The organism is Rhodococcus sp. Leaf278, from assembly GCF_001426085.1.
Taxonomy (GTDB): Bacteria; Actinomycetota; Actinomycetes; order Mycobacteriales; family Mycobacteriaceae; genus Rhodococcoides.
The window spans coordinates 102,961-115,165 of sequence record NZ_LMRR01000004.1 but is presented as its reverse complement, the minus strand read 5'-3'; the positions used below and the strand labels follow the sequence as shown (position 1 = coordinate 115,165).

Annotated in this window: 11 protein-coding genes; 3 read left to right on the top strand and 8 right to left on the bottom strand. The window is 65.1% G+C overall.

From position 1 onward, the window contains the following. Positions 1-186 precede the first annotated feature (186 nt). The gene (gene pknB, locus ASG84_RS06040; RefSeq protein ID WP_057476105.1) at positions 187-2,169 is read left to right on the top strand and encodes a Stk1 family PASTA domain-containing Ser/Thr kinase; all 1,983 of its coding nucleotides are present in this window, start codon (positions 187-189) and stop codon (positions 2,167-2,169) included. A gap of 19 nt (positions 2,170-2,188) precedes the next feature. Here the strand turns inward: pknB and ASG84_RS06035 are convergent, their stop codons facing one another. Together ASG84_RS06035 and ASG84_RS06030 are read right to left on the bottom strand one after the other, a co-directional pair. Beyond that, a complete protein-coding gene (locus ASG84_RS06035) occupies positions 2,189-3,574 on the bottom strand; it encodes a class II 3-deoxy-7-phosphoheptulonate synthase (protein ID WP_057476104.1) in 1,386 nt (461 codons plus the stop codon). A gap of 45 nt (positions 3,575-3,619) precedes the next feature. Beyond that, positions 3,620-4,111, bottom strand: coding sequence for a polyadenylate-specific 3'-exoribonuclease AS (locus ASG84_RS06030; RefSeq protein ID WP_057476103.1), 492 nt, complete (start codon positions 4,109-4,111; stop codon positions 3,620-3,622). 80 nt (positions 4,112-4,191) lie between these two features. On the opposite strand from ASG84_RS06030, the gene ASG84_RS06025 reads away from it, so the two are divergent. Further along, positions 4,192-5,481, top strand: coding sequence for a glycosyltransferase 87 family protein (locus tag ASG84_RS06025; RefSeq protein ID WP_442970908.1), 1,290 nt, complete (start codon positions 4,192-4,194; stop codon positions 5,479-5,481). 26 nt (positions 5,482-5,507) lie between these two features. Here the strand turns inward: ASG84_RS06025 and ASG84_RS06020 are convergent, their stop codons facing one another. From ASG84_RS06020 to ASG84_RS05995, 6 genes are all read right to left on the bottom strand, one after another. Then, positions 5,508-6,236 carry a lysophospholipid acyltransferase family protein gene (locus ASG84_RS06020; RefSeq protein WP_057476102.1) on the bottom strand — a complete coding sequence of 243 codons (729 nt, stop codon included), beginning with the start codon at positions 6,234-6,236 and terminating at the stop codon, positions 5,508-5,510. A 178-nt stretch (positions 6,237-6,414) separates the two neighbouring features. Continuing rightward, on the bottom strand, positions 6,415-7,389 hold the full coding sequence (locus tag ASG84_RS06015; RefSeq protein WP_057476101.1) for an ROK family protein: 975 nt from the start codon (positions 7,387-7,389) through the stop codon (positions 6,415-6,417). Positions 7,390-7,453: 64 nt separating this feature from the next. After that, positions 7,454-7,921 carry a hypothetical protein gene (locus tag ASG84_RS06010; protein WP_057476100.1) on the bottom strand — a complete coding sequence of 156 codons (468 nt, stop codon included), beginning with the start codon at positions 7,919-7,921 and terminating at the stop codon, positions 7,454-7,456. 94 nt (positions 7,922-8,015) lie between these two features. Then, positions 8,016-9,257 (bottom strand): ArsA family ATPase, encoded by a 1,242-nt coding sequence (locus ASG84_RS06005; protein ID WP_082520820.1) that lies wholly within the window; start codon positions 9,255-9,257, stop codon positions 8,016-8,018. A 32-nt stretch (positions 9,258-9,289) separates the two neighbouring features. Beyond that, positions 9,290-9,724, bottom strand: a complete 435-nt coding sequence (locus tag ASG84_RS06000; protein ID WP_057476099.1) for an SRPBCC family protein — start codon at positions 9,722-9,724, stop codon at positions 9,290-9,292. Positions 9,725-9,858: 134 nt separating this feature from the next. Further along, on the bottom strand, positions 9,859-10,251 hold the full coding sequence (locus ASG84_RS05995) for a polyketide cyclase / dehydrase and lipid transport (RefSeq protein WP_082520834.1): 393 nt from the start codon (positions 10,249-10,251) through the stop codon (positions 9,859-9,861). A 132-nt stretch (positions 10,252-10,383) separates the two neighbouring features. On the opposite strand from ASG84_RS05995, the gene ASG84_RS05990 reads away from it, so the two are divergent. Next, positions 10,384-12,192: an AMP-dependent synthetase/ligase gene (locus ASG84_RS05990; protein WP_057476097.1), complete on the top strand. Its 1,809-nt coding sequence runs from the start codon at positions 10,384-10,386 to the stop codon at positions 12,190-12,192. Positions 12,193-12,205: the final 13 nt, after the last annotated feature.

Below are 12,205 nucleotides of genomic sequence, written 5' to 3'. Positions count from 1 at the left end.
ACGGGTCCGGCGTCCAGACTTCAAAAACGGCAGACGCGGCGGGAGAGCAACACGTTCGCCGATGGCCGGTCGACGCCCCGATACGATCGGCGTCGTGGTTCCGCACAGAAGCGGTCCGGGACCGAAGCGGACAACACAGCAGTCAGACAGTGGACGACGAGAGGAGGTTCGGTGATACCGGGTTCGATGCTCGATCGTCGATACCGTATCGACGGACCGATCGCACGGGGCGGTATGTCGACGGTCTATCGCGGCCTCGATACCAGGCTCGATCGCCCGGTCGCGGTGAAGATCATGGATCCGAAGTTCGCCGAGGATCCGCAGTTCGTCCAGCGATTCGAGTTCGAGGCACGGGCCGTGGCCAGGCTCAGCCATCCGGGTCTCGTCGCCGTCTACGACCACGGACGGGACGGCGAGCATGCCTTCCTGGTCATGGAACTCGTCGAGGGTGGAACTCTGCGTGAGCTCCTGCGTGAGCGTGGCCCGATGCCACCGCACGCTGCGGTCGCCGTCGTGCGGCCCGTTCTCGAGGCGCTCGCGGTCGCCCATCGAGCAGGGTTGGTGCACCGCGACATCAAACCCGAGAACATTCTGATCAGCGACGACGGCGACGTGAAGATCGCCGATTTCGGACTCGTGCGCGCGGTCGCAGCCTCCACCGTCACGTCCAGCAGTGTGATTCTGGGCACGGCCGCGTACCTATCTCCCGAGCAGGTCACCACCGGCTCGGCGTCCGCGAGCAGCGACGTCTACGGCGTCGGAATCGTACTCTTCGAGCTGTTGACCGGACGCACCCCGTTCACCGGCGACACCTCGCTCTCCATCGCCTACCAGCGCATCGACAACGACGTGCCGCTTCCCTCCACCTTCATTGCCGGCGTTCCGCCGCAGTTCGACGACGTGGTCCAGCACGCGACCGTCCGCGCCCCGGAGCACCGGTACCGCAACGCCGACGACATGGCGCGCGCGCTGCGCGGGGCCGCGTCCGCGCTCGCGTTGCCCGACTACCGTGTGCCCGCGCCCCAACGGTCGGCCGAGCACCTGAGCTCCGCGGCCGCAGGTGCACCGACGACGGTGGCCGGCGATCGTGCGCCGTCCGCACGCACCCAAGTGGTCCAGGACTCGCCACCCCCGCCGCCGCAACACGGGGTACAGCACACGCGAGTGGTGACGTCACCGACTTCCAGAGGCGTCGAGTACGGCGCGGAACACGACGATGCGCCGTCCGCCGAGCCACCTGCGACGGGGCGAGGGCAGTATCGCTTCCCGGACTTCGAGGCGGACCGACAGCGCTCGCGTCGAGCTATCGTGATTTGGCTGCTCGTCGTTGCCCTGCTCGCGGTGCTCGTCGGCTTCGGCGGTTGGTGGATGGGGTCGGGCCGTTACACCGCCGTCCCGATGGTCGACGGCCTCGACACCACCGGTGCCACCAGCGCCGTGGAGGCGGCCGGTCTCGAGGCCTCGGTGCGTGGAACCTACTCGGACTCGGTGGACACCGACCTTCTCATCGGCACCGACCCCACCGGCGGGTCACGAATCGCCAAGGGCGACACGGTGTTCCTGCTGGTGTCACTGGGTAGTCCGAGTGTCCCCTCGATCGACGCGAGCGCGTCCGTCGCAGATATGGAACAGCAACTGCGAGACCGGACGTTCACTCCCGTCGACGGCGGTGAGGCCTTCAGCACCACCGCTCCCGTCGGCGGAGTCGCAGCCCTGGACCCACCGCCTGGCACCGTGTTGACCACCGGAAGCTCGGTGACGGTGCTGCGCAGCAAAGGCGCACCGCCGGTCGAGGTGCCCGACGTGCGCGGTCAGAGCGTCGACCAGGCCCGCACGACGCTCGAATCGGTGGGAATCACCGTCGGCGAGGTACGCGAGACGTTCGACGACGAGACCGACGGCGGCAAAGCAATCGGAACGACGCCCGAAGCCGGGCAGACGGTCAGATCGGGGACCACCGCCGTGCTCGACGTGTCCAACGCCGTCACCGTGCCGTCGCTGCTCGGGCGTTCGGTCGGTTCGGCGCGCACGACGCTCACAGCCCTGGGACTGACCATCGACGTGCGTCAGGTGGTCGACACGGACGGCTCATTGGTGATCACCCAGAGCCCCGGAGCCGGCTCCCGCGTGGAACCGGGCTCCGAGGTGAGGGTCGTCTCACTGCCCTGAGCCGGATGGAGCGACCTACTCAGTCGCGGAGCATCTCGGCGACGAGGAAGGCCAGCTCGATGCTCTGCTGGGTGTTGAGCCGCGGATCACAGGCCGTTTCGTAGCGGCCCGCGAGGTCCAGATCGGAGATGTCCTGGGCACCGCCGAGGCACTCGGTGACGTCGTCGCCGGTCAGCTCGACATGGATTCCGCCCGGGTGCGTTCCGAGGCCGTTGTGCACCTCGAAAAAGCCCTGCACCTCGTCGACGATGCGATCGAAATGCCGCGTCTTGTATCCGGTCGACGCCTCGTGGGTATTGCCGTGCATGGGATCGCACTGCCAGATCACCTGGTGTCCGGTGGCCTGCACCTTTTCGATGATGGCCGGCAGGATGTCGCGCACCTTGCCGTTGCCCATGCGTGAGATCAGCGTCAGACGGCCCGGCTTGTTGGTCGGGTCGAGGCGCTCGACGTACTCGACGGCCATCTCGGGTGTGGTCGTGGGTCCGATCTTGAGACCGATCGGATTGGAGATCAACTCGGCCAACGCAATGTGTGCCCCGTCGAGCTGACGGGTACGGTCGCCGATCCACAGGAAGTGCGCCGACAGGTCGTACAGCTTGGGGTGATCGTCGGTGTTGTCCAGGCGCAGCATCGCACGCTCGTAGTCCAGGACAAGTGCTTCGTGGCTCGCGTAGATCTGTGCGGTATGCAGATTGGGGTCGTTCACGCCGCAGGCATCCATGAAGCGCAGGCCGCGATCGATCTCTCCCGCGAGTGCTTCGTATCGTGCACCTGCGGGTGAATTGGCCACGAACTCACGGTTCCAGTCGTGAACCTTGTGCAGATCCGCCATGCCCGCGCCGGTGAGCGCGCGGACCAGGTTCATCGCTGCGCTGGCATTGGCGTATGCGCGCACCAGTCGCGACGGATCGTGGCCGCGAACGCTCTCGTCGGCCACGAGCGAGTTGATCATGTCGCCGCGGTAGGACTGGAGACCGAGCGCGTCGATGTTCGACGACCGTGGCTTGGCGTACTGGCCGGCAATCCGTGCCACCTTCACCACCGGCATGCTCGCGCCGTACGTGAGCACCACTGCCATCTGCAGCAGCGTGCGGATGTTGCCCTTGATGTGCGGTTCGGTGTTGTCCACGAACGTCTCGGCACAGTCGCCGCCCTGCAGCAGGAAGGCCTCACCGCGCGCAACGGCGGCCAGCTTGTCCGACAACGCCTCCACTTCACCGGCGACGGTGATGGGCGGAACGCTCTCGAGCACCTTGCGCATGTCCGCAGCGTGCTCGGGGTCCCACTGCGGCTGCTGCGCGGCCGGCTTGGCCAACGCATCGTCCAATCGAGTACGCATCGTCGGCGACAACGGCGGCAGGTCGGGCAAGCGATCGATGGGTACGTCGACAGTCCAGTTCACGAGTACAGGATATTCGCACCACTGTCATCGCAGGACAACGGGTGTTCACCCGCGGTGCGAGTACTCCTCGATCGCCTGGAACTTGGCCAGATTGTGCCGCGCATCGGCCAGTGCATCATGCGCATCGTCGGGAACCGACGGCAGCTCGGGGCTGCCGCGATCCTCCCAGTGCTGGCGTAATTCCCGGGTGAACCGCGGCAGAGAACGGGGCAACTCGGTCATCGAACCCCACAGCTGACACAGCGCCACGTGGTCGTACGCAGCCACCCACGCCCACAATTCGACCTCGGCACCGTAGTGCGGGACCAGGAACTCGAGTAGTTCCTCCCGGATCCGAGACCGACTCATCCACAGCGGCGACGAGTACGGTGGCAACTTGGGCAGCACGTTGCGCCGAACCCAGCGGCCTGCGCGCTCGGGATCGAACTCGGAGGACACCGCATAGAATTCGCGACCGTCCTCCGAAACCACACCGATCGAGACCAACTCGATTGTGCGACCATCCTCGATGAACTCTGTGTCGTAGAAGTAGCGCACGCGGCTCACCCTAGCGCGTGCCCCGACACGTCCCGGCCTACCGGTAGTCCGAATCCGAACAGCCCCGAAAGGCCCACGTTGTGACATCGCCCGACACCAACCGTCCGATAGCCGAGGCATCGGAGCCGGCCGGGACGACGCCACCTCGGTGGCCTCGATGGGCCGTCGTGTCGAGCAGGATCGTCGTCCTGGTCGCCGCCGCAGTCGGCGTCTTGTTCCACCTCAACGGCTTTCCGGGTCTGCGGGCTCTCGGCGAGCACTACCGACTGGATCTGGACGTCTATCGACTCGGCGGTCAGGTGTTCGCGGAAGGCGGGGACCTCTACGGGCAGCTGCCGCCGATCGCCACCGGCACAACGCTGCCGTTCACCTATCCCCCGATCGCCGCGGCGATCTTCAGCCCGCTGTCGTCGGTATCGCTGTACGCCGCATCGATCACCGTGACGGCTCTGTCGATGATCCTGTTGCTGGTGACGGTCGTGGCGACACTCACCTCGCTCGGATTGCGTCCCCGCACACTCTTGTGGTGGTCTGCCGGAGCAGTGTTCGCGTTGTCGGTGCTCGTACTTGAGCCGGTCACCTCGACGTTGAACTACGGACAGATCAACATCGTGCTGATGGCGTTCGTGGCCCTCGACTGCCTCCCGAAGAAGACTCCCTGGCCGCGTGGGGTCCTGATCGGCCTCGTGGCTGCCGTCAAGCTCACGCCTGCGGTGTTCGTGTTGTTCTTTCTGTTGCGCAAGGACTTTCGCGCTGCGGTGGTCTCGGTTCTGAGTTTCGCGCTGTTCACCGGAATCGGCTTCGCGCTGACGTGGTCGGACTCGGTGAAGTACTGGACCGAGACCATCGTCGATTCCGATCGGATCGGTGGCCCGGCCTACCCGCCGAACCAGTCGATCACCGGTGTGCTTGCGCGCCTGGGATTGGACGAGTTGCCCCGCTCGATCCTGTGGATCGCGTTGTCGGTGGTGGTACTCGGCATAGCGGCTGTGGCGATGCGAAAAGCGTTCGCGGCCGGCCAGATTGCCTTGGCTCTGACGATCAACGCCATGTTCGGCCTGCTGGTCTCACCGGTGTCCTGGTCGCATCACTGGGTGTGGGCGGTTCCGTTCACCATCGTGCTCGCCGTTCTGGGCTATCGCCGCCGCAGTGCGCTGCTGCTGTCTCTGGTGGCCGTCGGACTCGCTGTGATGGTGTACCCACCGCATTGGAAACTCGGCGAAGGACGGTGGAGCGGACTCGGCTGGCCGTTGCCGGATCAGTTCGCGGCATCCGCCTACGTGTGGTGGGCTCTGGCCTCGATCGTCGCCCTCGCGGCGATCGGCCTCTCCAACCACTCGAAGCCAGCTGACGAGGCCGCTGCGATCTAGGTGATCGCGCATGTTTTCGTGCAGGTTCAACTGGCCTTGGAGTCGGGGATACGCCGAGCCGCGGGAGCCGAATCGTCTACCGGTGCAGCCTTTTTCATCGAAGCGGCGTACACGTCCACATATTCCTGACCGGACAGCAGCATCAAGTCGTACATCACCTCGTCGGTGACGGCGCGCTCGACGAAGCGATTGCCTGCCATGCCCTCGAAACGCGAAAAATCGATGGGCTTGCCGATGCGGATGGTGACCTTCGCCGGACGCCAGACACGCGAACCGATCGGGTTCATCTTCTCGGTGCCGATCATCGCGACGGGAATCACCTGAACTCCGGTTTGCAGCGCCAGCCGTGCCATACCGGTCTTGCCCTTGTACAGCCGAGCGTCGGGCGACCGGGTGCCCTCGGGATAGATGCCGAGAACCTTCCCCGCTTCGATCACCCGCACGCCCGCGTCGAGGGCGTCCTGCGCCGCGTCGGCTCCGGTGCGATCGATCGGGACCTGCCCCACTGCAGTGAAGAACCACTTCTGGAACGCACCCTTGAGTCCGGGACCGGTGAAGTATTCGCTCTTGGCAAGGAAGGTGATGCGGCGAGGCGTCTTGAGCGGGAGGTAGAAGGAGTCGAGAACAGCTTTGTGGTTACTCGCCAGGATGACCGGACCATGCGCCGGAATGTTCTCGGCACCCTCGATCGTCGGTCGCCCGAGGGCGATGAGCAGGGGCCCGATGAAAACGTACTTGACCAGCCAGTACCACATTGACTTGCTCCCTGATGATGGTCCGGAAATCATTCGATGCCGGCTCCCGAAAACGAGAATCGACTGCGGCCGTGCATCCTCGAACCGTGCCGCGTAGTGAACTGTACCCACGGTTTATGACACCAGCCACATCATCCTCGACTCCGGGACCGAGCTCACACGATCCGGGCGGACGCGGTCAGCGCACGCCGGTGAGGAACTGGGCCCGGGCCAGCTCCGCAGCCCCGATCATGCCCGCCGCCTCGCCCAGTTGCGTACTGCGGATACGAGCCAACGGGCGGTGGCCCGCGCCGGTCACCAGCTCCGCGTACTTGTCGGTTGCACGCGCGAGAAACTGACTCGACGACGTGGCCACGCCCCCGGCCAACACGATCAGATCGGGGTCGTACACGTCACTGACCATCGACAATCCCACCCCGAGCCACTGCGCGAAATCCTCCATCGTCCGTCGCGCGATCGAATCACCGTCCTGCGCGGCGGTGGCAATCCGACGACCGGTCAACGAGCCGGGATCGAGGAACACCTCCCGGGCCAGGGTCGTCGACGACGACGGGTCCGCAGCGAGGAACTCGACCGCGGTGTCCACCAGCGCAGTGCCGCTGCAATACCTCTCCCAGCAGCCACGCTTGCCGCAGGGGCAGGCCCGGCCGTCGGGTACTACCTGAATGTGGCCGAGCTCCGGTGCCACGCCGTGGCTGCCGCGGTAGATCCTGCCGTCGATCAGCAGCGCCGCGCCGATTCCGGTACCTATGGCCACCATCACCACGTTGCGGCCACCGGACGCGGCTCCGAATCGATATTCGGCCCACGCTGCCGAGTTTGCGTCGTGTTCGAGCAATACCGGCAGTCCGATGCGCTTGCTCATCTCGGTCGCGACGGGGGTGTCCACCCACGGCAGATGCGGAGCGAACCGAACTGTCGTGCGCTCGGAATCGATGAATCCTGCAACCGCGAGCCCGACGGCGGCGATGTCGTGTCGCCCGGCCAACTCCTGCACTGCGCGGTCCAGCCCTCGCTCGAGTGCTCGTGCGGTGTGCGGAGTGGGAGCAGCCGTCGAATCCAGCACTTGCCCGTCGGCGTCGACGACCGAGGCCCGCAGGCTCGTCCCGCCCACGTCGATGCCGACCGTCAGTCGCTGCTGGTGTCGCTTCATTGGTTGTTGCCTTTCTCCGCCGTCCCCCACACGGCTGTCACCGATCGATCCGCACGCTCACCCGTCACGGACGATCCTGCGTATCCGATCGTGAATTCTTCACTCGAACGGTAATCGGAACGAACGCCGGGCGACGTTCGCCCGGCATATTCGTGTCGACCGACACGTTCGAGAGGTCTACCGGCTCGGGCGCCGTCGGGTCCGGCTCGGGACCTGTTGGCGGGGGTTCCGCCGGAGCTGCGGCGGTGTGACCGGTTGCGGGGTTCGTGTGGTCGGCGTTCGTGTGGTCGGCAAGCAGCTGGCGCAGCAGCGCGATGATCACCGTCCCTTCCGAAGCCACGAGTTCGACCAGATCGTGCCGCTCGCCGCGCACCAATGCAGCAAGCGCACACACCGGACACCAACTGCAGCCCTGTTGATCACGTTCCTGCTGCGTCTCCGCAACTCGGCGCAGGATGGGGTCGAGCCGAGTCAGCACAGTGTCGGCCAAGGCCAGCAGATCGGCCCCCAGCTCGGAATGCCCTGAGGTCATCGCTGCCCCCCGAACATGCTGCGCGGACTCGTCACCGTGGCCACACGTCTCGTCGCAGTGGCCACACTTCTCGTCACAGTGGCCACACGTCCTGTCACAGTGGCCACACGTCGGGATTCGGGCGGAAACGCACCACCAGGCAGGGCCCGTCGAGCTCGGCGGAGTCTGCGATGCACCGACGAAGTACCGACGCCAACCTGATGCGCCGTCGCCTCCCGTCGGCACTGACTATCAAGTCGTCCTCCACTCGCCCCACACCCAAGGTCGTCGAATCCACTACCGGCAGCAGCATTCTCATCGCATATACGGATTCGAGTCCGCGCCCGGACTCGAGTACCACGGAGGGCTGCTCACTCCGCTCCGGCGCGCGCCGTTCGAGCAAGCTCGGTTCCAGGCGATCTGCCACGTCCTGCAAGGGCCCCAACCCTACCGGTTCACCAGGGGCTCGCTCCACCTCGACCACGGGGACGGTGCCGATCCGTCGACGCAGCTCGGCGACCGCGTCGAGCTGCGCGGACCGCCAGCTCTCGAACCAGAACACAGCCGGATGGGCACCGACCATACCGATCGACGACGAGTTGAGCCGCGGCAGAATCTTGTTGACGAGAACCCGATCGATTCTGATTCCGAGCAGTGCCGCGGCCGACAGAGTTCGTTCGGCATCGACTACCGAGAGCTGTTCGGCAGTGACGACCACGGTCGCGCCGGTGCGCGCAGAGTCGGTGATCAGCGATCGAACCGAGTCGACTTGGGCGAGCACTCGCTCGATCATCGCCACTACGAGCGTGAGACGCACGTCGGATCCGGTGCCTGCCACCATCCGATCGTGGTGCGGCCAGATCCGTTCCACGTACGCGGCCACGGTGTCTGGCAACTGCAGCGTTCTCAACGCATCGGCCGACGCAGGCATATCCACTATCACTGTGTCCCAGCGACCTTCGTCGACAAGACGACAGATCTCGTGCATGCCCAACAATTCTTCGATTCCAGGGAAGCCGACCAGCTCCTCCGGCTCTACAGCCCCGAAGCTCACCCCGTGCTCGTGGCCCGCCGACGCCATGGCCACCACGGAACCGAGTCCTCGATACCGTGCCTCAAGGAGACTCAGCGTGTCGATCTCGACGATGTCCAGGCCCGCCGTGACGGGCACGACTCGGGACGGCTCCGAGGATTCGTCATCGACAGCGCCGTCGAGCGTGCCCGAAAATGCGTCGACGAGCGACGAAGCCTGATCCACGGAGGCAATCAAGACCCGCTCGCCGGCTTCGGCAAGCCGCAGGCCCGACGCCGCCGCCAGCGTGGTTTTCCCCGCACCACCTTTGCCGAGGAACAGCATCACCGTGGTGCGGGGTTCGGTGCGAGCTTCGCTCAGCCTTCGACCCGCTTCTTCAATTCCTTGAGTGCAGTGTCGGTGATGACCTTCTCTGCCTTGCGCTTGAACAGGCCGATCATCGGAATGTTCAGGTCCACGGTGAGCTCGTACGTCACGTCGGTGCCGCTCCCGGTTTCGCGAAGCGTGTACGAGCCCTTCTGGGATTTCTGCATCTCACCCGACACGAGGTTCCACGACACGGAGCTGCCGTCGGCGGCCCAGTCGTACTCGAGTTCGTAGGTGTCCTTCACCATCCCGGCGTCCAGCACGAACTTCACTCGCTTACCGCGTCCGTCCGGACCGACGTCGAGGACCTCGACGGACTTCGCGGCCGACACCCACGAGGGGTACGAGTCGAAATCGGCGATGACGTCCATGACCTGGCTGGGCGGGGCTTCGACGACGATCGATCTCTGGGTTTTCTCCGCCATGACTTCTCGTCCGCTTCCTCTCGAGTACTTCGATCGATTCGTTCGGTGTTGTGCCGTGGAACAGGCGGCGGATCTATCTCACACGATCGATCCGCGGACGCACAATCGCGAACCGGCCGACCGTACCGCGCGGTTCAATCGCGAGCTGAACTCGACGCTACGTGGCTCGGTGCCTCACCCGCAGACCGACCGGCCTCCAGCTCGCGTTTGAGCTCGAAGGTCATGGCGCGGCCCGACACCCGACGAGCGTGTTGTTGCGAGGTGATCTCGCCGGAACCCGAGGGCTCGGCATGCAGGAAGTAGTGCACGACTACTCCGTCGAGCGCGGGTTCGAGCCACAGCTCCATGGTTCCGACCACACCGCCGCGCACGGCCCAGCGGATCCCCTTCTCCCCGCGGTCCTCCGTGATGGTCAGGTTCAGATCCGGCCACCAGCGACGCCACCTCTCGGGTGAGGCGAAAGCCTGCGCCACCCGTTCACCGGGGGCGGCCACGAATGTCTGGTCCGCAACTTGAATACCGCTCATCGTCAGAGCTTCACACATGGGGTCGCAGGCTGCGCACGAGAGGCACATTCGGGCGCCCTGTTGCCGGGTCTACAGTATCCGTGAAGCCGAGCTATCGACTTTCGTTCTCCCAGTTCTATCCGGAGGTAATCCGTGCGCGAGTTCACCGCCGCCGCAAAGTACACCATCGAAGACAGCGACTCGGCTGTCGACACCGTCTTCCTCCGTGCTCGCAACACGCCCGATGCCGTCGTGTTCCGGCGCCTCGTGGACGGCACCTGGACCGACGTCACCGCGGCCGAGTTCGAACGATCGGTCGTAGGGGTGGCGCGAGGTCTGATCGCAGCAGGCATAGAACAGGGTGATCGAGTTGCACTGATGTCGTCGACGCGGTTCGAGTGGTCTGTCGTCGACTATGCGATCTGGGCCGCCGGCGGCGTGACCGTGCCGATCTACGAGACGTCGTCCGCCGGGCAGGTCGAGTGGATTCTCGAAGACGCCGAGCCGGTACTGCTCGTTCTCGAGAACGATGCACACGTGCAGGAGACGAAAGATGTTGTGGCGGCTGCACAGTCAGTGCGTCGAACGTTCGTGATCGAGTCGGCCGACACCGACACCGACGCCGTGCAGGCACTGATCGACGGGGGCGCAGATGTCACCGAGGATTCCGTGCACCGACGAGTGGCGGCACTGAGCGCGTCCGACCCCGCAACATTGATCTACACCTCGGGCACCACCGGGCGCCCCAAGGGCGTCCAGCTGACCCACGCCAATCTGCTGGCGGAGTCCCTCGGTATTCGCGAGACGTCCCTGAAGACACTGATGACGCAGGGCCGAAGCACCCTGATGTTCCTACCCCTGGCCCATGTCCTCGCACGGGCAGTGAGTATCGCGTCGTTCGACGCCGGGGTCACGCTCGGTCACACCAACGACATTCCCAACCTCGTCGCGACGTTCGGAACGTTCCAACCGGACTTCATCCTCTCGGTTCCACGAGTGTTCGAGAAGGTTTTCAACACCGCGAAGCAGAAGGCGCACTCCGACGGCAAGGGCAAGATTTTCGACCTTGCCACCGAATGCGCGGTGGCGTGGAGCGAGGCGCAGGACACGGGCGGCCCAGGAATCGTGTTGCGCGCCAAGCACACCGTGTTCGACAAACTGGTGTACGGCAAGCTGCGGGCCGCCCTCGGAGGCAAATGCGAACTTGCCATCTCCGGTGGCGCTCCCCTCGGTAGTCGGCTCGGCCACTTCTACCGGGGCATCGGCGTGACGATCTACGAGGGTTACGGTCTGACCGAAACCACCGCCGCCTTCGCCGTCAACACCATCGGATTCCAGCGCGTGGGTAGCGTCGGACGGCCGTTGCCCGGCAACACCGTTCGCATCGCCGAGGACGGGGAAATTCAGCTGCGCGGGCCGGTGGTGTTCGACGGCTACTGGCGCAACGAGGAAGCCACGGCAGAGTCACTGGACGACGGTTGGTTCCGCACCGGAGATCTGGGCAGCGTCGACGACGACGGTTACATCACGATTTCGGGTCGGAAGAAGGAATTGATCGTCACGGCGGGCGGCAAGAACGTCTCGCCGGCCGGTTTGGAGGACCGACTTCGCGCGGGCGCTCTGATCAGCCAGGCTGTTGTCGTGGGCGATCAGAAGCCGTTCATCGGAGCGCTCATCACTCTCGACCCGGAGGCGTTCGATCGGTGGAAGTCCACGCACGGCAAGGCTTCCGACGCCACCGCGGCGGATCTGCAGAAGGACCCCGATCTCGTCGCCGAGATCGATGCAGCCGTCGCCGATGCGAACAAGTCGGTCTCGCATGCGGAATCCATCAAGAAATATCGACTGCTCCCCCATGACTTCTCGGAGGAGAGCGGCGAGCTGACCCCGACGATGAAGCTCAAGCGCAACGTCATCACCAAGGCGTACGCCGACGACATCGAATCCATCTACGCCCGCTGAGGCGTCCGGTCTC

What these genes read in the sequence shown, in the direction of transcription:
- ASG84_RS06010 (WP_057476100.1), bottom strand. Translation starts at nt 7,921, where the DNA reads ATGACCTCAGGGCATTCCGAGCTGGGGGCCGATCTGCTGGCCTTGGCC.
- ASG84_RS06020 (WP_057476102.1), bottom strand. Translation starts at nt 6,236, where the DNA reads ATGTGGTACTGGCTGGTCAAGTACGTTTTCATCGGGCCCCTGCTCATC.
- ASG84_RS06015 (WP_057476101.1), bottom strand. Translation starts at nt 7,389, where the DNA reads ATGAAGCGACACCAGCAGCGACTGACGGTCGGCATCGACGTGGGCGGG.
- ASG84_RS05995 (WP_082520834.1), bottom strand. Translation starts at nt 10,251, where the DNA reads ATGAGCGGTATTCAAGTTGCGGACCAGACATTCGTGGCCGCCCCCGGT.
- pknB (WP_057476105.1), top strand. Translation starts at nt 187, where the DNA reads ATGCTCGATCGTCGATACCGTATCGACGGACCGATCGCACGGGGCGGT.
- ASG84_RS06005 (WP_082520820.1), bottom strand. Translation starts at nt 9,257, where the DNA reads ATGCTGTTCCTCGGCAAAGGTGGTGCGGGGAAAACCACGCTGGCGGCG.
- ASG84_RS06000 (WP_057476099.1), bottom strand. Translation starts at nt 9,724, where the DNA reads ATGGCGGAGAAAACCCAGAGATCGATCGTCGTCGAAGCCCCGCCCAGC.